Source organism: Roseateles sp. FW301-B2 (assembly GCF_058788955.1).
Genome location: NZ_JBYTBE010000019.1, coordinates 69,405 through 89,744 on the forward strand (window position 1 = coordinate 69,405; position 20,340 = coordinate 89,744).

The 20,340-nt window shown below is 70.5% G+C and carries 19 protein-coding genes; 8 read left to right on the forward strand and 11 right to left on the reverse strand.

Translation table 11 applies throughout. The annotated features are described in order from the left end of the window. The first annotated feature begins 75 nt into the window (after positions 1–75). Together gabT and AC3WQY_RS14410 are read left to right on the forward strand one after the other, a co-directional pair. On the forward strand, positions 76–1,371 hold the full coding sequence (gene gabT, locus AC3WQY_RS14405) for a 4-aminobutyrate--2-oxoglutarate transaminase (protein WP_492709307.1): 1,296 nt from the start codon (positions 76–78) through the stop codon (positions 1,369–1,371). Positions 1,372–1,377: 6 nt separating this feature from the next. Beyond that, positions 1,378–2,826, forward strand: a complete 1,449-nt coding sequence (locus tag AC3WQY_RS14410; RefSeq protein ID WP_492709309.1) for an NAD-dependent succinate-semialdehyde dehydrogenase — start codon at positions 1,378–1,380, stop codon at positions 2,824–2,826. 18 nt (positions 2,827–2,844) lie between these two features. On the opposite strand, the gene AC3WQY_RS14415 is transcribed toward AC3WQY_RS14410, so the two are convergent. From AC3WQY_RS14415 to AC3WQY_RS14425, 3 genes are read right to left on the reverse strand one after another with little or no spacing between them, the layout of a single operon-like run. Further along, a complete protein-coding gene (locus AC3WQY_RS14415; protein WP_492709311.1) occupies positions 2,845–5,139 on the reverse strand; it encodes a CHASE domain-containing protein in 2,295 nt (764 codons plus the stop codon). Between the two features lie 19 nt (positions 5,140–5,158). After that, positions 5,159–5,392 carry a DUF2805 domain-containing protein gene (locus tag AC3WQY_RS14420; RefSeq protein ID WP_285234415.1) on the reverse strand — a complete coding sequence of 78 codons (234 nt, stop codon included), beginning with the start codon at positions 5,390–5,392 and terminating at the stop codon, positions 5,159–5,161. A gap of 10 nt (positions 5,393–5,402) precedes the next feature. Beyond that, positions 5,403–6,311 (reverse strand): LysR family transcriptional regulator, encoded by a 909-nt coding sequence (locus tag AC3WQY_RS14425; protein WP_285234414.1) that lies wholly within the window; start codon positions 6,309–6,311, stop codon positions 5,403–5,405. 106 nt (positions 6,312–6,417) lie between these two features. On the opposite strand from AC3WQY_RS14425, the gene AC3WQY_RS14430 reads away from it, so the two are divergent. Continuing rightward, positions 6,418–7,785, forward strand: coding sequence for a Kelch repeat-containing protein (locus tag AC3WQY_RS14430; RefSeq protein WP_492709314.1), 1,368 nt, complete (start codon positions 6,418–6,420; stop codon positions 7,783–7,785). Between the two features lie 272 nt (positions 7,786–8,057). Here AC3WQY_RS14430 and AC3WQY_RS14435 read toward each other — a convergent pair whose 3' ends face one another. The 6 genes from AC3WQY_RS14435 to AC3WQY_RS14460 form a co-directional block, all read right to left on the reverse strand. After that, positions 8,058–8,600 (reverse strand): adenine phosphoribosyltransferase, encoded by a 543-nt coding sequence (locus AC3WQY_RS14435; RefSeq protein ID WP_492709316.1) that lies wholly within the window; start codon positions 8,598–8,600, stop codon positions 8,058–8,060. 19 nt (positions 8,601–8,619) lie between these two features. Further along, positions 8,620–10,095, reverse strand: a complete 1,476-nt coding sequence (locus tag AC3WQY_RS14440) for a sensor domain-containing diguanylate cyclase (RefSeq protein ID WP_492709318.1) — start codon at positions 10,093–10,095, stop codon at positions 8,620–8,622. Positions 10,096–10,192: 97 nt separating this feature from the next. Beyond that, positions 10,193–11,455: an acyl-CoA dehydrogenase family protein gene (locus AC3WQY_RS14445; RefSeq protein ID WP_285234410.1), complete on the reverse strand. Its 1,263-nt coding sequence runs from the start codon at positions 11,453–11,455 to the stop codon at positions 10,193–10,195. A gap of 27 nt (positions 11,456–11,482) precedes the next feature. Beyond that, positions 11,483–11,800 (reverse strand): EthD family reductase, encoded by a 318-nt coding sequence (locus tag AC3WQY_RS14450; protein ID WP_285234409.1) that lies wholly within the window; start codon positions 11,798–11,800, stop codon positions 11,483–11,485. A 4-nt stretch (positions 11,801–11,804) separates the two neighbouring features. Further along, positions 11,805–12,557: a histidine phosphatase family protein gene (locus AC3WQY_RS14455; protein WP_492709321.1), complete on the reverse strand. Its 753-nt coding sequence runs from the start codon at positions 12,555–12,557 to the stop codon at positions 11,805–11,807. A gap of 88 nt (positions 12,558–12,645) precedes the next feature. After that, complete coding sequence (locus tag AC3WQY_RS14460) at positions 12,646–14,640, reverse strand: monovalent cation:proton antiporter family protein (protein ID WP_425334693.1); 1,995 nt, start codon at positions 14,638–14,640, stop codon at positions 12,646–12,648. 204 nt (positions 14,641–14,844) lie between these two features. Here AC3WQY_RS14460 and AC3WQY_RS14465 point away from each other — a divergent pair, with 204 nt between their 5' ends. Continuing rightward, complete coding sequence (locus tag AC3WQY_RS14465) at positions 14,845–16,116, forward strand: Glu/Leu/Phe/Val family dehydrogenase (protein WP_285234406.1); 1,272 nt, start codon at positions 14,845–14,847, stop codon at positions 16,114–16,116. A 66-nt stretch (positions 16,117–16,182) separates the two neighbouring features. Here AC3WQY_RS14465 and AC3WQY_RS14470 read toward each other — a convergent pair whose 3' ends face one another. After that, a complete protein-coding gene (locus AC3WQY_RS14470) occupies positions 16,183–16,563 on the reverse strand; it encodes a ribbon-helix-helix domain-containing protein (protein WP_492709323.1) in 381 nt (126 codons plus the stop codon). Between the two features lie 33 nt (positions 16,564–16,596). Beyond that, complete coding sequence (locus AC3WQY_RS14475; RefSeq protein ID WP_285234404.1) at positions 16,597–17,178, reverse strand: DJ-1/PfpI family protein; 582 nt, start codon at positions 17,176–17,178, stop codon at positions 16,597–16,599. A gap of 108 nt (positions 17,179–17,286) precedes the next feature. Between AC3WQY_RS14475 and AC3WQY_RS14480 the strand changes: the two genes are divergently transcribed. From AC3WQY_RS14480 to AC3WQY_RS14495, 4 genes are read left to right on the forward strand one after another with little or no spacing between them, the layout of a single operon-like run. Continuing rightward, positions 17,287–18,279 carry a KpsF/GutQ family sugar-phosphate isomerase gene (locus AC3WQY_RS14480; protein ID WP_492709325.1) on the forward strand — a complete coding sequence of 331 codons (993 nt, stop codon included), beginning with the start codon at positions 17,287–17,289 and terminating at the stop codon, positions 18,277–18,279. Continuing rightward, positions 18,279–18,866: a KdsC family phosphatase gene (locus AC3WQY_RS14485; protein WP_492709327.1), complete on the forward strand. Its 588-nt coding sequence runs from the start codon at positions 18,279–18,281 to the stop codon at positions 18,864–18,866. The genes AC3WQY_RS14480 and AC3WQY_RS14485 overlap by 1 nt, the downstream gene beginning before the upstream one ends. Beyond that, positions 18,863–19,549, forward strand: coding sequence for an LPS export ABC transporter periplasmic protein LptC (gene lptC, locus AC3WQY_RS14490; RefSeq protein ID WP_285234401.1), 687 nt, complete (start codon positions 18,863–18,865; stop codon positions 19,547–19,549). Before AC3WQY_RS14485 ends, lptC begins: the two co-directional genes overlap by 4 nt. Next, complete coding sequence (locus AC3WQY_RS14495; protein WP_492709329.1) at positions 19,546–20,319, forward strand: SDR family oxidoreductase; 774 nt, start codon at positions 19,546–19,548, stop codon at positions 20,317–20,319. The genes lptC and AC3WQY_RS14495 overlap by 4 nt, the downstream gene beginning before the upstream one ends. Positions 20,320–20,340: the final 21 nt, after the last annotated feature.

A 20,340-nucleotide genomic window follows, 5' to 3' on the forward strand; every position in this document is an offset into this window, starting at 1 on the left:
TATTAGAAATCACAAACTGGTACTTATCGATTGAACCACTATGGCGCACATTGCGGCATCGTCACAGGAGCCCCCATGTCCCATCCCGACCAAGATGCCAAGAGCCTGAACAGTGACTGGCAGGCGCGCCGCCTGGCCGCCACGCCGCGTGGCGTGGCCGTGCTGCAGAACTTCTATGCCGAGCGCGCGCTGAATGCCGAGCTGTGGGATGTGGAGGGGCGCCGCTTCATCGATTTCGCCAGCGGTATCGCGGTGCTCAACACCGGCCACCGCCATCCGCGTGTGCAGGCCGCCATTGCGGCGCAGCTGCAGGCCTTCCACCACACCGCCTACCAGGTCGTGCCCTATGCCGGCTATGTGACCCTGGCCGAGCGCATCAACGCCGCCATGCCGGGCGACTGGGCCAAGAAGACCGCCTTCTTCACCACCGGCGCCGAAGCGGTGGAGAACGCCATCAAGATCGCGCGCGCCGCCACCGGCCGCAGCGGCGTGATCGCCTTCGACGGCGCCTTCCACGGCCGCACCATGATGGGCATGGCGCTGACCGGCAAGGTGCAGCCCTACAAGGCGGGCTTCGGCCCCTTCCCGGCCGAGACCTACCATGCGCCCTTCCCCAGCGCCCTGCATGGCGTGAGCGTGGACGAGGCGCTGGCCGGCGTGCAGCGCCTGTTCAAGGCCGACATCGACCCGCAGCGCGTGGCGGCCTTCATCTACGAGCCGGTGCAGGGCGAGGGCGGCTTCAACCCGGCGCCCGAGGCCTTCGTCGCCGGCCTGCGCCGCATCGCCGACGCGCACGGCATCCTGCTGATCGCCGACGAGATCCAGACCGGCTTCGCCCGCACCGGCAAGCTCTTTGCCTCGCAGCACCATGGCGTGCCCGTCGACCTCATCACCTTTGCCAAGAGCCTGGCCGGCGGCCTGCCGCTGTCGGGCGTGTGCGGGCGCGCCGAGCTGATGGATGCGGCAGCCCCGGGCGGCCTGGGTGGCACCTATGCCGGCAACCCGCTGGCGGTGGCGGCCGCGCATGCGGTGCTGGACGTGATCGCCGACGAGGGCCTGTGCGAGCGCGCCGAGGCGTTGGGCGCGCGCCTGCGCGCCTGCCTGGAGGGCCTGCGCGGCCGGGTGCCGCAGCTGGCCGAGGTGCGCGGCATCGGCAGCATGCTGGCGGCCGAGTTCTGCGACCCCGCCAGCGGCGCCCCCGACGCCGAGTTCACCAAGCGCGTGCAGGCCCTGGCCCTGCAGCGCGGCCTGATGCTGCTGAGCTGCGGCAGCTACGGCAATGTGATCCGCTTCCTGCACCCGCTCACCACCCCCGACGCCGTCTTCGACGAGGCGCTCGCCCTGCTGACCGACGCCTTGCTGAAGGCCTGAACAACCATGAACGCACCCCTGACGCTGCAGCGCGATCGTGCCCTGCTGGATGGCCGCTGGGTGGCCGCCGACGACGGCCGCACCCTCGATGTCGAGAACCCCGCCAGCGGCGAGCTGCTGGGCCAGGTGCCGCTGATGGGCGCGGCCGAAACCGCGCGCGCGATCGCCGCCGCCGAGCGCGCCTGGGGCCCCTGGCGCCGCCGCCCGGCCAAGGAGCGCGCCGCCCTGCTGCGCCGCTGGCACGAGCTGGTGCTGGCGCATACCGAGGCGCTCGCTGAGCTGATGACCCGGGAGCAGGGCAAGCCCCTGGCCGAGGCGCGCGGCGAGGTGGCCTATGCCGCGGCCTTCATCGAATGGTTTGCCGAGGAGGGCAAGCGCCTCTACGGCGAGACCATCCCCAGCCCGCTGGCCGACCGGCGCCTGCTGGTGCTGCGCGAGCCGATCGGCGTGTGCGCCGCCATCACGCCCTGGAACTTCCCGCTCGCCATGATCACGCGCAAGGTGGCGCCGGCGCTGGCGGCGGGCAACCCCATCATCGTCAAGCCCGCCGAGGCCACGCCCTTCTCGGCGCTGGCCCTGGCCGCGCTGGCCGAGCAGGCCGGCCTGCCGGCGGGCCTGCTGCAGGTGCTGACCGGCGACCCCAAGGCGATCGGCGGCGAGCTGACCCGCAACCCCACGGTGCGCAAGCTCAGCTTCACCGGCTCCACCGCGGTGGGCCGGCTGCTCTATGCGCAATCGGCCCCCACCATCAAGAAGCTCTCGCTGGAGCTGGGCGGCAACGCGCCCTTCATCGTCTTCGAGGACGCCGACCTGGACGCCGCGGTGGAGGGCGCCATGCTCTCCAAGTTCCGCAACGCCGGCCAGACCTGCGTCTGCGCCAACCGCATCTATGTGCACGAGCGCGTCTACGCCGCCTTTGCCGACAAGCTGGCCGCCGCGGTGAGCCGCCTGGTGGTGGGCAACGGCCTCGAGGCCGGCGTGCAGCAGGGGCCGCTGATCAATGCCGCCGCGCTGGCCAAGGTGGAGGCGCATATCGCCGATGCGGTCGGCCTGGGGGCGCGCGTGCTGGTGGGGGGCGCGCGCCATGCGCTGGGCGGCAACTTCTTCCAGCCCACCGTGCTGGCCGACGTGACGCCCGCGATGGCGGTGGCGCGCGAGGAGACCTTCGGCCCGCTGGCGCCGCTGTTCCGTTTCGGCAGCGACGCCGAAGTGATCGCCCAGGCCAATGCCACCGAGTACGGCCTGGCCAGCTACTTCTACAGCCGCGACATCGGCCGCATCTGGCGCGTCGCCGAGGCGCTCGAGTACGGCATGGTGGGCATCAACACCGGCCTGATCTCCAACGAGGTGGCGCCGTTTGGCGGCGTCAAGCAAAGCGGGCTGGGCCGCGAGGGCGCGCGCCAGGGCATCGAGGACTATGTGGTGACCAAGTACCTGGCCATGGCCGGGCTGTGAGCCAACCCGCGCCAGGCCTCAGGCGCTGCCCGGCGTGGGCGCGCACAAGGGCAGCAGCACCGTCACGCAAGTGCCCTGGCCCGGCTCGGAGGCCACGCTCACCGAGCCGCCCAGGGTCTTGCTGCTGAGGGTCTGCACGATCGCCATGCCCAGGCCGGTGCCGCCCTTGCCGATCTTGGTGCTGAAGAAGGGCAGGAAGAGCTTGTCCAGCGCCTCGGGGCTCATGCCGCGGCCGTTGTCGCGGAATTCGATGCGCACCTGGTCGCCCTCCTGACGGGCCTGGATGCGCAGCTCGCCGGCCTGGCCCTCCTCGAAGGCATGCAGGTAGGCGTTGTTGATGAGGTTGATCGCCACCTGGCCCAGCGGCCCCGGATAGCTGTCCATCGCGATGCCCGCCGGGATGTCGAGCAGCAGGCGCTGGGGGCGCCGTTTCAGCGTCGGCGCCAGGGTGCCGACGATCTCCTGGATCACCTCGTGCAGCTCGAAGCGCCGGCGCTGCTCGCTGGCCTGGTCGGCCGCCACCTGGCGGAAGTTGCGCAGCAGCTCCACCGCGCGCTCCAGATTGCGCTGCGCCAGCTGGCTGCCGCCGCGCATCTGTTCGACGAAGCGCTGCAGCTCGCTGCGGCGCAGCCCGCCGGCGGCGATGCGGCGCTCGAAATCCGTCGCCTGGGCCGACAGCGCGCTGCTGGCGATCAGGCCGTTGCTCATCGGCGTGCTGAGCTCGTGCGAGACGCTCGCCACCATGGTGCTGAGGGTGGCGCGCGCCTCGGTGCGCGACAGTTCCTCCTGCACCTCGCAGAGCTTTTCCATCGTGGCCTCGAGCCGGGCGCTGCGCTCGCGCACGCGCTGCTCCAGCGTGTTGTTGAGCTCCAGGATGCGCGCCTCGGCCTGCTTGCGCGCATTGATCTCCACCATCATGCCGACGATCTGCAGCGGCTTGCCGGCGCGGTCGCGCCGCACCACCTTGCCGCGCGTGGCCACCCAGGTCCAGCCCTCGGTGCGATGGCGGTGCCGGTACTCGACCTCGTAATGGTCGGTCTGACCCTGCAGATGCGCGCGCAGCACCGCCTCGACGGCGGCCACATCGTCCGGGTGGCAGTCCTGCTTCCAGTGGTAGTCCGGCCCGGGCTGCCAATCGGCGCCGTCGTGGCCGGCAATCGCCAGCCAGCGCTCGCTCACCGTGGCCTTCCTGGTCTCGAAGGCATAGTCCCAGGTGCCCACGCCGGTGGCGGCGATGATGTTTTGCAGGCGTTCGCTCTCGTTGACCAGGCGGCTCTGCGCCTGCGCCAGCTCGCGGCTGCGCCGCTGCGCCCACCAGAGGCTGGCGCTCAGCAGCAGGGTGGCGGCGAGGCCGGCCGCCAGCACCCAGCTCGCGACTTGCGGCGGTGCGCCGGCGATGAAGCCCGGCTGCGGCTGCAGGCGCACGTTCCAGACACGCCCGGCCACCTCCACCTTGTGCGCTTCGGCGAGCGGGCCGGCATCGGCGCTGCCGTGCACATAGATGGGCTCCTTGCTGGGCGGGTCCACCGCATGCACCAGCAGGTCCAGCTGCAGGCGCTCGGCCAGCAGGGCGGCACGCCGGAACAGGCTGGGCAGCTCGATCACGCCGGCCAAGTAGCCGATCACGGCAGGGCGCTCGCCCGCCTCGCTGCGGGCGTAGACCGGCGCGGTGATGGCGAAGCCCGTCACCGGCTCGGCGTCGGGCCGGCGATGGATCACCGTGAAGGTGACCGAGGCCACCGGCCGGCCGGTGGCGCGCGCCTCCAGCTTGGAGGCCATGCGCAGGGCATCGAAGGCCAGGTCCAGACCCAGGGGCGAGGCGTTCTCGGGCCAGCCGAACAGCACCGGCACATGCTCGGGGCGTTCGCGCGCCGGCATCCAGCTGTCGGGCGACGGGCCGGGCTCGAGCACGCGGTAGTCGGCCAGGCCCAGGGCGCGCGCCTGCGCCTCGAACTGCGCCAGCCGCGCATGCGGCACGATGGGTTGCCACTCCAGCAGCATCAGGCCGGGCAGGCCCTTGGCGAGCGTGGCGGCATAGCGGTTGAAGGCATCGCGCTGCATCTGCTGGTGCGACTCCAGCATCAGGCCGGCGCCGCGCACCGCCTCGACGGTGCGTGCCAGGTCTTGCGTGAACGAGTCCACCACCTGCCGCGCCGCGGCGCTGCGCAATTCCTTGAAGCGCAGCAGCTCGGCATCGCCGACGGCGCCATAGCCCAGCAGGCTGCCGATGCCACCCACGGCCAGGGTCAGCGCGATCAGCAGGGCATCGCTGAAGCGCTTGCGCTCGAGTCGGTTGGGCCAGCTGCTGGGCATGGGCGGGCGTGGACCAGCGCTAGCGCCCGTGCGGCCACTGGGCCTTCTTGGTGGGCGCCTTCACCCCCTTGCCCTGGGCCGCCCAGAGCTTGTAGGCGCTGGAGGTGAGCTCGCGCTTCATCAGCTGCACCAGCTCGCCCTGGCCGAGGCCATGCTCCATCAGCACCTTGTTGTAGGGCGGACGGTCGGTGAACGCGGTGGCGATGATGCGCTGGATCTCGTCCGGGCTGAGGCGGGGAATAGGTTTGGCCATGGTGCGATTGTCAGGCCAGCGCGCCCGCCAGCAAATCGGCCTGTGCCTGCAGGGCCTGCGCCAGCGGGGCTTCGAGGCGTTCGCCCAACACCAGGTGCAGCTCCACATAGATGTCGTCCAGCAGGCGCCGGGCCGCCACGCCGGGGTATTTCTGGCGCGCGAACGCCGCGGGCATCAGCGTGCAGCCGCGGCCGGCGGCGATCTGCGCAATCGTCGCCGAGGTGCCGGGGGCGTCGAGTTCGCGCGCGGGCCGGAAGCCGGCGGCGTCGTAGAGCCGCTGGAAATGCGTCCAGAGCGCCGGGTTCTGCTGCTTGCGAAAGCGCAGAAAGGCCGGCAGCGCCTCCAGCTCGCGCAGGCGCAGCGCACGCTTGCGCGCCAGCGCGCTGCTCGCCGGGATCATCGCCACATGGGCCAGCCGCGCGACGCGCTGGTGGCGCAGGCCTTGCAGCTCGTGCGGCATGGTGAGCAGGGCGGCATCCAGCTCGTGGCGTTGCAGCTGGGCCAGCAGCTCGGGGCCCGGCCCCAGCACCGGCTCGAGCGGTGGCAGGCTGCCGCCCAGGCGCTGCTCGAGCTGCGCAAACGCACTCATGTCCACCCACCAGGGCAGGCCCAGGCGCAGCTTGGCGCGGGGCCGTGCCGCGGCGCTGCCGACGCTGCGCACCGCGGCTTCGAAGGCGGCCACGGCCTCGGCAAAGCGCTGGCGGGCCTGCTGCCCCGCCTCGGTCAGCCGCGTGCTGTTGCCACGGCGCTCCAGCAGGGGCGTGCCCAGCGCCGCTTCCAGCGCGGCGATCTGGCGCGATAGCGGCGGTTGGGTGAGGTGCAGCCGCTCGGCGGCGCGGCGGAAGTTCAGCTCCTCGGCCAGCACCAGGAAGTAGCGCAGCTGCCGGATGTCGATGCTGCGGTCGACGGGGCGATTCATGCCGTAAACGCATCACCGAAAAGGCAATTCACAAGCGCCGCGCGCCTGCCCATCATGCCGCTCCGGGCCGCCGTGGGCGGCGATGCCTATATGCAGGGAGCCAGCGATGAGCAGCAGCAATTTCTCGATACCGCGCCGCGGATTCCTGGCCCTGGGAGCCAGCTGGGGCCTGGCCGGCTGTGGCGGCGGCGGCGACGCGGGCGGCAGCGACCCGCTGCCCGCCGCGCCCGCCATCCAGGGCTTCGATACCGTGGCCGGCAGCCCCCTGGTGGGCGAGCGCCTGCGCCTGCGGCCGCTGTTCAGCGGTGGCGCGGGGCGCATCGAACCCGAGATCGGCGCGGTCGTCAGCGGTGTCGAGGTGCAGACCCCGGTGCTGGACGGGCCGCGCCGCTACACCCTGGTGGTCGAGGCCGCGGGCCGGCCCACGGCGCGGCGCGAGCTGCTGCTGCCAGTGCGCTACCGCGAGCGCTATCAGGCGCTGGCGCTGCCCTTCGCGCTGCAGTACCACGCCGCCGTGCTGGCGGCGGATGGCGGCGTGCTCGTCATCGGTGGCTCGCGCGGCGAGCCTAGCCTGTCGAACGCGATCGACCGCTTCGACCCCACCAGCGGCCGCTTCGAACGCCTCGGCCAGATGCGCACCGGGCGCGCCCTGCACAGCGCCACGCGCCTGGCGAGCGGGCAGATCCTGGTGCTGGGCGGCCTGATCAGCCTGGAGATCGGCGGCGTGGCCGAGCTGATCGACGAGCGCAGCGGCGCGGTGCTGGATGCCGGGCGGCCGCGCCAGCCGAGGGCGCGCCACGCCGCCCTGGCGCTGGCCGATGGCCGCGTGCTGGTGGCCGGCGGCCTGGGCCGCGACACGCTGGAGCTGTGGGATCCGCAGCAGCGCCAGTTCCGCCTGCTGGCCGCGCGCATGCGCCATGTGCGCGAGTTCCCCAGCCTGACCCAGCTGGCCGATGGCCGCGTGCTGATCGTGGGTGGCTACCACGACGGGCCGGTCAATGTGACGGCGGAGCTGTTCGATCCGGCCGCCGAAAGCCTGGCCCCGGTGGCCACGGCGCTTGACGAGCGGCGCCAGCTGCACGAGGCGCACCGCATGGCGGATGGCTCGGTGCTGATCCTGGGCGGCGAGCTGATCGCACCCGAGGGCATCCGGCCGCTGGCCTCGGTGCTGCGCTATGAGCCGCTGGCCGGCACGCTCGTCGGCGTGCAGGGGCTGGAGCAGGCGCGCACCCTGGTGCGCAGCGTGCGCACCGCGGGCGACGAGATCCGCCTGTTCGGCGGCCAGACCGAGGCCGACGCGGTGGCCGCGAGCGCCTGCCTCTACCGGCCCGGCCAGGGTGCGACGGCGCTGCCCGCCATGCCGGTGCCACGCGCCTGGCACAGCGTGACGCGCCTGGCCGATGGCCGCATCCTCATCCTGGGCGGCGACGATGCCGCCGGCGCGCCGGTGGCGGGCGGCCTGCTGTTCGACTAGGGCCTGTTAACACGACGTTTGCCCGATGCGTTGCCACCAGAAAAGCCGTGAACTAGGCGCAAACCGAAGCCGGGGTGACTCCCCCGGCGAGGCTTTGCAACGACGTGCACGGCTTTTCTGGTGGCAACCCGAAGGGAACGGGGCTGGCAGGGCCCATCTCGTCGTTGAACTCCTTGCCCAGGCAGCCAGCCTGGGCTGCGTCGTCCGCCTAGACCTGGGCCCTGCCGGCCCCGTTCGCACGGGCAAACGTCGTGTTAACAGGCCCTAGGGTCTCAGTGCCCGGCGAAATCCACCAGGGTGTGCAGGGGCAGGCCGGCGGCGCGCAGGCGCGCCGAGCCGCCGAGTTCGGGCAGGTCGACGATGGCGGCGCCCTCGATCACCGTGGCGCCCAGGCGCTGCAGCAGGCGCGCGCCGGCCAGCATGGTGCCGCCGGTGGCGATCAGGTCGTCGATCAGCACCACGCGGTCGCCGGGCTGCACCGCATCGGTATGCATCTCCACCGTGGCGCTGCCGTACTCGAGCTCATAGGTTTCCTCCACCGTGGTGAAGGGCAGCTTGCCCTTCTTGCGGATCGGGATGAAGCCGACATTGAGCTCGTAGGCCAGCACCGAGCCGATGATGAAGCCGCGCGCGTCCAGCCCGGCGATGGCGGCCGGCCGGCTGTCGAAATAGCGGTGCACGAACTGGTCGATCAGCACGCGGAACACGCGCGGGTTCGACAGCAGGGGCGTGATGTCGCGAAACTGCACGCCGGCCGCGGGCCAGTCGGGCACGGTGCGGATGTGCTGCTTGATATAGGCGCTGGGGTCTTGCATGCCCCGATTGTCCGCCGGATCAGGCGATCCTGGCCTCGCACACCATCCTGGCGCGGCCGCCCTGCTTGGCCTTGTAGAGCGCCGCATCGGCGGCCTCGAGCAGGCTTTGCGCCGCCACCTGGCTGTGCCCCAGGCGCGCCGCCACGCCGATGCTGAGGCTCAGCGTGGGTCGCACCGGTGAGGCCTCGTGCTCGATCGCGGCCAGGCGCAGGCTGTCGAGGCAGCGCTGTGCCACCACCTGGGCGCCGGCCAGGTCGGTGTCGACCAGCAGCACCACGAACTCCTCGCCGCCATAACGGCACACCGACTCACCCCCCCGGCCCACGCAGGAGCGCAGCAGGGTGGCGACGCGGCGCAGCGCGTCGTCGCCCGCGACATGGCCGTAGCGGTCGTTGTATTGCTTGAAGTGGTCGATGTCCACCAGCAGGATGGCCAGCGGCTGGCCCGAGCGGGCGCTGCGCAGCCATTCCTGCTGCAGGGCCTGGTCGAACAGGCGGCGGTTGCCCACGCCGGTGAGACCGTCGGTGGTGGACTGGCGCGCCAGCAACTCGTTAGCGCGCTTCAGGCGCAGCTCCTGGCGCTTGCGCTCGCTGAAGTCGGTGACGATGCAGACGAACAGATGGGTGGTGGCGGTGCGCACCTCGGCCATGGTGAGCTGCAGCGAGAGCTCCTCGCCGCTGCGGTGGCGCGCGCTCACCTCGCGCGGCTGGCCCAGCAGCGACTGCGGTGCCAGCTCGCTGAGGCCGCCGCTGAACAGCATGCTCAGGTGGCCGCCCTGCAGCTCGGCGGCGCTGAAGCCGAACAGCTGCTCGCAGCTGGGGTTGACCTCCAGCACATGGCCCTCGGCATCGAGCGTGAGGATGCCGTTCATGGCCGACTGGATGATGGCGTGCAGATGGGCCTGGCTGGCGGCCAGGCGCTGCTGCTCGTGGATCAGGTCGCTCACGTCCAGGCGCACGCCGACGATGCCGCCCGAGGGGGTGCGGCGCTCGAACACGCGCAACCAGATCTCGTCGTGCACGTTCTGCAGCAGCGGTGCGCTCTGGCGGCCGCGCTGGCGCTTGCGCTCGGCCAGCCATTCCTCTTCGCGGCCGATCGCCTCGGGGATGCCCTGGCGCGCCAGCGAGGCGCGCACCATGTCCTCGAAGCCGGCCCGGCGCTGGAACTCGCGCAGCATGTGCGGATAGATCTCCACCAGGCGCTGGTTGAAGGCCACCAGACGGTCGGTCTCGTCATAGATCTCGACGCTGGCGGGCAGGGCGTCGATGGCCTCCTCCAGCGTGCGCTGGGCGCGCTCGGCCTTGGCGCGGGCGCGCCGCAGCGTGCTCAGGGTCGCCAGCGCCAGCAGGCTGCTCAGCGCCAGCAGGCCCGTCAGCAGCCAGGGCAGCCAGCCCGCGCCGCCGCCCAGGCTCAGCGCCAAGGCCGCGGCCTGGCCCAGCAGCAGCAGGGCGAAGGCCAGCGTGGGCCAGGTGCGGGCAAGGGCGAAGCGGCTCATCCAGGATGCGGACTCATGGTTTGCCCGCATGCTAGTCAGCCGGGCCCCTGCAGGTATCCGGCAAGACCCTTCCCTCTTCGGGGGGGGCTTGCTGGGCTCAGGCGCCGCGCGTCACCGGCATCTTCACCCGGTCGGTCGGCAGCTTCATGTGGCGCGACAGCTCCAGCTTGGCCAGCGAGTTGCGGTGCACCTCGTCCGGGCCGTCGGCAAAGCGCAGCGTGCGCTGGTGCGCCCACATCATGGCCAGCGGGGTGTCGCCGCTGACGCCGGCGCCGCCATAGACCTGCATGGCCCAGTCGATCACCTGCAGGGCCATATTGGGCGCGACGATCTTGATCATCGCGATCTCGGCCTTGGCGACCTTGTTGCCCACCGTGTCCATCATGTAGGCGGCCTTGAGCGTGAGCAGGCGGGCCTGGTCGATCATGCAGCGCGCCTCGGCGATGCGTTCCTGCGTGACGGTCTGCTGCGCCAGGGTCTTGCCGAAGGCGACGCGCGAGACGGCGCGCTGGCACATCAGTTCCAGCGCGCGCTCGGCGGCGCCGATCGAGCGCATGCAGTGGTGGATGCGGCCGGGGCCGAGGCGGCCCTGGGCGATCTCGAAGCCGCGGCCCTCGCCCAGCAGCAGATTGCCGACCGGCACGCGCACGTTCTTGAGCTCGATCTCCATATGGCCATGCGGCGCATCGTCGTAGCCGAACACGGTGAGCGGGCGCAGTACCTTGACGCCCGGCGCGTTGGCGGGCACCAGAATCATCGACTGCTGCTCGTGGCGGCCGGCCTCGGGGTTGGTCTTGCCCATCACGATGTAGATGGCGCAGCGCGGGTCGCCGGCGCCCGAGGACCACCACTTCACGCCATTGATGACGTACTCGTCGCCATCGCGCACGATGCTGCACTCGATATTGGTGGCGTCGCTGGAGGCCACCGCGGGTTCGGTCATCAGGAAGGCCGAGCGGATCTCGCCGCGCAGCAGCGGCTCCAGCCATTGGTCCTTCTGCGCCTCGGTGCCGTAGCGCTCCAGCGTCTCCATATTGCCGGTGTCGGGGGCCGAGCAGTTGAAGACCTCGGCGGCCCACCAGACGCGCCCCATGATCTCGCACAGCGGCGCGTACTCGAGGTTGGAGAGGCCCTCCGGTGCGCGCGAGGACTTGGGCAGGAACAGGTTCCACAGCCCGGCCTGGCGCGCCAGCGGCTTCAGCTCCTCGATCAGCTTGGTGGCCAGCCAGGGGTTGCCGGCGCGGCGGTTCGCCTCGATCTCGGCATGCAGGCGCTGTTCGTTGGGGTAGATGTGCTGGTCGAAGAAGGCGAGCAGACGGGCCTGCATCGCCTGGACCTTGGGGCTGTAGTCGAATTCCATGATGAAGAAGACCTTTCCTTGTGCCTGTCAGGCGATGGACGTGAGCTGGCTGAGGCGCAGCTGCGGTTGCAAATCGGTGTACTGCGCCACATGCGCGGCGAGCTGGGCGCCGGCCTGGGCCAGCGCTGCCTGGGCCTGTTCCAGGCTGGCGAAGTAGGCATTGGTGGCCGCCACGGGCTCGCCAGCGCGTGGCCCCTTGGGGTGCAGGAAGCGCTCGGCCTCCAGCCGTGTCAGGCCCAGCGGCGTGAGCAGTTCGCGCGTCAGCGCCATGTGCTCGCGCTCGTAGGTCTCGTGGTCAAAGCGGGCGCCCTCGCGCCAGACATAGGTACCGGTGATGCGGATCATGCGTTCAGGCCTCCTTTTTTTCCTCTTGCAATGCGCGGTAGCGCAGGTACTGCTGGTAGAGCGCTTCCATGGTGGTGTGGCGTTCTTCCACGTGCAGGGCGCCGGTGGGCGCGAAATTGCAGACGCGCAGCAGCCAGTCGTCGGGCGCCGCGCCCACGTCCAGCACATTGATGCAGGCCGGGCTCTGCACCAGCGAGCCATACAGCAGGCGCTGGCCGCCGCTCAGCGCGTGCGAGAGGATGGCGGCGTTGACGACGCCATGCAGCACCAGCAGGGCGCAGTCCCAGCCCGGGTCGGCACGCAGCCGCGCCACCGCGGGCAGCACGCGGTCCAGCAGCTCGCCGACGCTTTCGCCATTCAGAAAGCGCGTGTCCTCACCCAGCCGGGCATGGTGCAGGCCGGTGAAGGCGGCCTGCAGATCGGCCTGCGGGATCTCGGCCAGGCGGCCGCCGCGGATCTCCTGCAGCTCGGGCCAGGTCTGCGGGCTCAGGGCTTGCGCGCTCGCGCCGAGCTGCTGCAGCACCAGGCCGGCGGTCTGCACGGTGCGCGGCAGGCCCGAGACGATGACGCGGTCGAAGCGCACGCCCTCGCGGGCGAACTGCTCGCCGGCGGCGCGCGCCTGGGCCTGGCCCAGTTCGTTGAGCGAGACCTGCTCGGGCAGCACCGGCCGGCCGGTGGTGGCGTCGAAATAGCTCACCGCGCCGTGGCGCATCAGGTAGATGCGGCGGCGCTGGCCGGGGGCGGTGGTGGAACTCATGGGCCGCAGTGTGGCGCAAGCCGCGGCGCGCGCATGTCACGCAGGCATCAGGCTGTCGCCCGGGCGCCAGGGCTTGATCGGCGCGGGCTCAGGCGCGCAGCAGCTTTTCCTCGGCCAGCGCCAGCGCGCCCGGCGTGCCCGAGAGCACCAGGGTGTCGCCGCCCTGCAGCAGCAGCTGGTCCTCGGCCTGCACCACCGCGCCGCCGGCGCGCTTGACCGACACCACCGCCACCCCGGTGGCATGCAGGGCCAGCTGGCCGAGTGGCTGCCTGGCGTAGGCGCTGGCGACCGGCAGGGTGACCGAGCGCAGGCGCGCCTGCTCGCGCTCCTCGGCGGTGTCGTCGTCGGCGCCGTGGAAGTAGCCGCGCAGCAGGCCGTAGCGCGCATCGCGCGCATCGCGGGTGAGGCGGATCACGCGCCGCATCGGCACGCCCACCAGGGCCAGCGCATGGCTGGCCAGCATCAGCGAGCCCTCGATGGCCTCGGGCACCACCTCGGTGGCGCCGGCGGCGCGCAGGCGCTCGAGGTCGCTGTCGTCGATGGTGCGCACCACCACCGGCACATGGGCGGCATGGGCGCGCACCAGCTGCAGGATCTTCAGCGCCGAGGGCGTGTCGGGGTAGCTCACCACCACCGCGCTGGCGCGCGACAGGCCGGCCGCCATCAGGCTTTGCAGGCGCGCGGCGTCGCCGAACACCACGCTCTGGCCGGCCGCGGCGGCCTGGCGCACGCGGTCGGGGTCCAGGTCCAGCGCCATATAGGGGATGTGCTCGCCCTCCAGCAGGCGCGCCAGGTTCTGGCCGCTGCGGCCGTAGCCGCAGATGATGACGTGGGCGTCGGCCTTGATGGCCTTCTTGGCAATCGTCGTCAGCTGCACCGATTGCAAGAGCCAGTCACTGGCCGAGAGCTTCATGACGATGCGGTTGCTGTACATGATGATCACCGGCGTGGCCAGCATCGACAGCACCATGCTGGCCAGCACCGGGCTGACCCATTGCGCCGCGACCAACTCCTGCTGCGCGCCCAGGGTCAGCAGCACGAAGCCGAATTCACCCGCCTGCGCCAGGTAGAGGCCGGTGCGCAGCGAGACCCCGGTGGGCGCCTGGAACAGCTTGGCCAGCGCGGCGATGAGCAGGAACTTGGCCATGGTGGGCGCCAGCGTCAGCACCACCACCAGCGGCCATTGCGCGCTCACCGCGCGCCAGTCCAGCTTCATGCCGATGGTGATGAAGAACAGCCCCAGCAGCACGTCGTGAAAGGGCCGGATGTCGGTCTCCACCTGGTGCTTGAACTCGGTCTCGGCAATCAGCATGCCGGCGATGAAGGCGCCCAGCGCCAGCGAGAGCCCGGCATGCTCGGTGAGCCAGGCCAGGCCCAGGGTCACCAGCAGCAGATTCAGCATGAAGAGTTCTTCGCTCTTGCGGCGCGCCACCAGGGTGAGCCACCAGCGCATCACCTTCTGGCCGCCGGCCAGCAGCAGGGTCAGCAGGGCCACCGCCTTGAGGCCGGCCCAGGCCAGCGAGCTGGCCATCTCGGCGCCGCTGCTGTTCAGTGCCGGGATCAGCACCAGCAGCGGCACCACCGCCAGATCCTGGAACAGCAGCACCGCGATGACGCGCCGGCCATGCTCGCTTTCCAGCTCCAGCCGTTCGGCCATCAGCTTCACCACGATGGCGGTGGAGCTCATCGCCATGGCCGCGCCCAGCACCAGGGCGCCCTTCCATTCCAGCTCCCAGGGCAGGCCCAGGGCGTCGAGCCCGCGGTCCAGCATCACATGGCCCGCCATGGTGCCGAGGATGGTGAGCGCCACCTGCAGCAGCCCCATGCCGAACACCAGGCTGCGCATGCTGCGCAGCTTGGGCAGGTTGAACTCCAGCCCGATCACGAACATCAGGAACACCACGCCGAACTCGGCCAGGTAGTTGACGCCGGCGCTGCGGCCCGAGAGCTCCAGCGCGTTCGGGCCGATCAGCACCCCCACCACCAGATAGCCCAGCATGGGCGGCAGCTTGAAGAAGCGGCAGGCCACCACGCCCAGCACCGCGGCCACCAGGTAGAGCAGGGTCAGATCCAGCGAGTTCATCATGTGCCGATGGTAACGGTCGTGCTTGGCGGCCCGGCGCCATGCCAAGCCTGCATGAGGCGATGCAAGCCACATGCCAGACCGGCCGCAGCGACCGGCATGCGCACCCTATGCGCATGCCGCATGGGCACATGTGCACTCGGCTTTGGCAAGCGCAAAGGCTTCGCGATACCGTTCGCGCCACCAAAAATTACGGAGCAGTACATGCCCAATTTGTCTTTCGTCTCGCCCACGCGCAACAGTCCCTGGGGCACCTACCTGTCCCAGATCGACGCCGTTGAACCCTACCTGGGTCATCTGGCACGCTGGGTCGAGACGCTGCGCCGCCCCAAGCGCGCGCTGATCGTGGATATCCCCATCGAACTCGACAACGGCACCATCGCCCACTATGAGGGCTACCGCGTGCAGCACAGCCTGACGCGCGGCCCCGGCAAGGGCGGCGTGCGCTACCACCCCGATGTGACGCTGGAAGAAGTGATGGCGCTGTCGGCCTGGATGACGATCAAGAACGCCGCGGTCAACCTGCCCTATGGCGGCGCCAAGGGCGGCATCCGCCTCGATCCCAAGACCCTGTCGATGAAGGAACTGGAAAAAGTTACGCGCCGGTACACCAGCGAGATCGGCATCATCATCGGCCCGCAGCAGGACATCCCGGCGCCCGACGTCAACACCAACGGCCAGATCATGGCCTGGATGATGGACACCTACTCGATGAACACCGGCGCCACCGCGACCGGCGTCGTCACCGGCAAGCCGATCCCGCTGGGTGGCTCGCTGGGCCGCGTGGCCGCCACCGGCCGCGGCGTGTTCGTGATCGGCCGCGAGGCGATGCGCCGCCTCAATATCGCGATGGAAGGCGCGCGCGTGGCGGTCCAGGGCTTCGGCAATGTGGGCTCGATCGCCGCCAAGCTGTTCGCCGCCAATGGCGCCAAGATCGTGGCCGTGCAGGACCACACCGGCACCATCCTGAACGACCGCGGCATGGACATGCAGGACCTGCTCGACCACGTGGCCAAGACCGGCGGCGTGGGCGGCTTTGCCGGCGCCGACCATATCGCCAACGAGAACTTCTGGGACGTCAAGACCGATGTGCTGATCCCGGCCGCGCTGGAAGGCCAGATCACCGCCGAGCGTGCCCAGCGCCTCTCCACCCGCCTGGTGCTGGAAGGCGCCAACGGCCCCACCACCCCCGATGGCGACCAGGTGCTGGCCGACCGCGGCATCATCGTCGTGCCCGACGTGATCGCCAATTCGGGCGGCGTGACGGTCTCCTACTTCGAATGGGTGCAGGACTTCTCGTCCTTCTTCTGGACCGAGGACGAGATCAACGTGCGCCTGGACAAGATCATCACCGGCGCGTTCAAGGGCATCTGGGAGACCTCGGAACAGCACCGCATCTCGCTGCGCACCGCCGCCTTCACGGTGGCCTGCACGCGCGTGCTGCAGGCGCGCGAGGAGCGCGGTCTGTATCCCTGACACTAAGGGCTCGTCCCTGCCAAGCAAAGGCCACCCAGGGGTGGCCTTTTTTCTTCTTCTGCCGCGTCAATCCCGCAGGGTCACGCGCCGCAAGGGCTTGTGCCAGCTGGCCGGCAAACCCTGCAGCACCTCGCCGGCCTGCAGTGAACGGATCGGCACGCCCAGGTCGGTGGGGATGCGCTGGCGGGCCTGCAGGGCCATATAGCGCAGCGCACTCACGCGCAGGAAGGAGGCGAAGTTGCCGACCGCACCGCGTGCCTGCACCAGCTCGTCGTAGAGCTTTTCGATCAGCTGGATCACGCCCAGGCCATCGCGCGCGCCGATCTCCTCCAGTACCTCCCAGTGCAGGTTCTCCAGCCGGATGCTGGTGACCACGCCATGCAGGCGCACCGAGCGCGTGCGCGACTCGTAGGACTCCGGGTTGGCGCTGATGAAGACTTCGCACATGCTCGTCACCTCCTGGCTGTGCCGCAGTATGGATCAGAGGCTGATGCGCGTGCCCAGCACGGCCAGGAACTGCGCGATCCAGGCCGGATGCGCCGGCCAGGCCGGGGCGGTGACCAACTGCCCGTCGGTGACGGCCTGGTCCACCGGGATGTTGGCGTAGTCGGCGCCGGCCAGCCTCACCTCGGCGGCGCAGGCCGGATAGGCCGAGACCTGCTTGCCGCGTATCACGCCCGCCGCCGCCAGCAGCTGCGCACCATGGCAGATCGCCGCGATCGGCTTGTTGGCGTGCGCAAAATGCTGCACCAGCTCCAACACGCCAGGCAGGGTGCGCAGGTACTCGGGCGCGCGACCGCCGGGGATCACCAGACCGTCGTAGTCCTCGGGCCGGATGTCTGCAAACGTGGCGTTCAGCGCAAAGCGGTGGCCCGGCTTCTCGGAGTAGGTCTGGGCACCCTCGAAGTCGTGGATGGCGGTCAGCACATGCTCGCCGGCCGCCTTGCCTGGGCATACCGCATGCACCTGGTGGCCCACCGCCAGCAGGGCCTGGAAGGGCACCATGATCTCGTAATCCTCCACGTAGTCGCCGGCCAGCAACAACAGTTTCTTGGCACTCATCGATGTCTCCTGTTTGGGTTTGGACGCGCGTTGATTGTGGAAATTCGTGCGGTCGGGCGGGTAGTAGCCGGCCACTACAGTGCAGGCGGCCGCCGCTACACTGCCCGGATGAGCATTTCCCCCCAGCAATTCGATGCCGCGCGCGCGGTGGACCTGGGTCGCGAGACCCTGCAGATCGAGGCCGCCGCGCTCACCGCGATGGGCCCGCGCCTGGGTGATGCGTTTGCACATGCGGTGCAGCTGGTGCTGGCCTGCAGCGGACGCGTGGCCGTGATGGGCATGGGCAAGAGCGGCCATGTGGGTCGCAAGATCGCCGCCACCCTGGCCTCCACCGGCACGCCGGCGCTGTTCGTGCACCCGGCCGAGGCCAGCCATGGCGACCTCGGCATGGTCACGCCCAAGGACGTGGTGCTGGCGCTCTCCAATTCCGGCGAGAGCGACGAGCTCAACGCCATCCTGCCGGTGCTCAAGCGCCTGGGTGTCCACATCATCGCGATGACTGGCGGCGCCGCCTCCAGCCTGGCGCGCCACGCCCATGTGGTGCTCGACAGCCGGGTCGACCAGGAAGCCTGTCCGCTCAACCTCGCGCCCACCGCCAGCACCACCGCGCAGATGGCGCTGGGCGACGCCCTGGCCGTGGCCCTGCTGGATGCGCGCGGCTTCAAGCCCGAGGACTTTGCGCGCTCGCACCCCGGCGGCGCGCTGGGCCGCAAGCTGCTGACCCATGTGCGCGACCTGATGCGCAGCGGCGCGGCGCTGCCGCGCGTGCAGGCCGAGCTGCCCTTCACCGAGATGATGCGCGAGATGTCGGGCAAGAGCCTGGGCGTGGCCATCCTGGTGGACGAGGAGGACCGCGTGCAGGGCATCTTCACCGATGGCGACCTGCGCCGCCTGATCGAGCGCGGCGGCGACCTGCGCACGCTCAAGGCCGGCGACGTGATGTCCAAGAACCCGCGCACCGTGCGCGCCGATGCGCTGGCGGTGGACGCGGCCGATCTGATGGAAGCGGCCCGCATCACCCTGGTGCTGGTGGTGGACGAGGCCCATCATCTGCTGGGCGCCATCAGCATCAACGACCTGATGTCGGCCAAGGTGATCTGATGGCCTTGCTGCAACCGGCCCTGCGCTTTGCGCCCGAACTCCTGCTCAAGGCCCAGGGGCCAGGTCTTGCCATCAAGGCGGCGATCTTCGACGTGGACGGCGTGCTCACCGACGGCCGCATCTACATCGGCGAGCAGGGCGAGGGCGTGAAGGCCTTCAACACCCTGGACGGCCATGGCCTCAAGCTGCTGGCCCAGGGCGGCATCACGCCCATCATCATCACCGGGCGCGACTCGCCGGCGGTGCGCCGGCGCGTGGCCGATCTGGGCCTGCAGCACGCCGTCTACGGCGCCAAGGACAAGTTGGCGGTGGCCCAGCCGCTGCTGGACCGCTTGGGCCTGGACTGGCCCGAGGTGGCCGCGATGGGCGACGACTGGCCCGATCTGCCGCTGCTGACGCGCGCCGGTTTTGCCTGCGCGCCGGCCCAGGCCCATGCCGAGGTGAAGGCGGTGGCGCACCATGTCACCGCGGCCGCGGGCGGCCATGGCGCGGCGCGCGAGTGCTGCGACCTGCTGCTGATGGCCGCCGGCCGCTACGCCGCGCTGCTGCAGGGCCATCTCAGCACCCTGGACGGAGGCGCGGCTTGACGACGACGACGGCGCGCCTGGCCCCCGCCGCGGCGGCGGCACCGCGCCTGCGGCAGCCGCTGATCTGGCGCCTGCAGGCCCTGCTCTCGGCCTATCTGCCGTTGCTGATGATGGCGCTGCTGGCGGCCGGCACCTGGTGGCTGGTCAAGCACACGCCCATGCCCGACGGGCCGATGGAGCCGGTGCCGGCCAAGCATGAGCCCGACTACCAGATGAAGGGTTTCGAGATGCAGCGTTTCGCGCCCACCGGCGAGCTGCGCGTGCATCTGCAGGGCGCGGCGATGCGCCATTACCCCGATACCGACACCATCGAACTCGACGGCGTGCGCCTGCAGGCCTATGGCGAGAACGGCAGCCGCACCGAGGCGCAGGCGCGGCGTGCGCTCAGCAACAGCGATGGCAGCGAGATCCAGCTGCTGGGCGAGGTGCAGGTGCAGCGCTACCCGGCCAAGTCGGCGGCCGGCGCCCTGCCCGATCTGCAGGTGCAGGGCGAGTTCCTGCATGCCTTCGTCAACACCGAGAAGCTGCGCTCGCACCTGCCGGTGCGCATCGCCACGCGCGGCGGTGAGATGCGGGCCCAGAACTTCGAGTACGACAACCTCAAGGGCCTGCTGAGCTTCAACGGCCCCAGCACGGCGCGCTTCGATCCGCCGGGGCTGCGCGGCAAGGCGGCCAAGCCATGACGAAACTGGTGTTCATCACCGGTGCCTCCAGCGGCCTCGGCCAGGCGATGGCGCTGCACTACTACCAGCAGGGCTGGGCGCTTGCCCTGGTGGCCCGGCGCGGCCAGGAGCTGGCCGACTGGGCGCAGGCGCAAGGCCTGAGCGCGGCGCGCTATCGCATCTACCCGGCCGATGTCAGCGATGTGGCCGCCATCACCGCGGCCGGGCGCCAATGCATCGCCGAGCAGGGCCTGCCCGACGTGGTGATCGCCAATGCCGGCATCAGCATCGGCATGGACACGGCGATCCCGGAGGACCTGGCGGTGCTGCAGCGCATCTACGCCACCAACAACATCGGCCTGGCCGCGACCTTCCAGCCCTTTGTGGCGGCGATGAATGCGCGCGGCAGCGGACGGCTGGTGGGGGTGGCCAGCGTGGCCGGCATCCGCGGCCTGCCGGGGCACGCCGGCTATTGCTCCAGCAAGGCGGCGGTGATCAGCTTTTGCGAGAGCCTGCGCGGCGAATGCCGGCCCTACGGCGTGAAGGTGGTGACGATCGCGCCCGGCTACATCGCCACCCCGCTGACCAGCAAGAACCGCTATCGCATGCCCTTTCTGATGCAGCCCGCCGACTTCGCGGCGCGCGCCTATGCGGCCATCGAGGCCGGCGCCAGCCTACGCTTCATCCCCTGGCAGATGGGGGTGGTGGCGCGCGCGATGCGGCTGCTGCCCAACGCGCTGTTTGACCGTCTACTGGCCGGGCGTCCGCGCAAGCACCGGCAGGGCGAGTAAGGGCAAGGGCCAAAGAAAAAG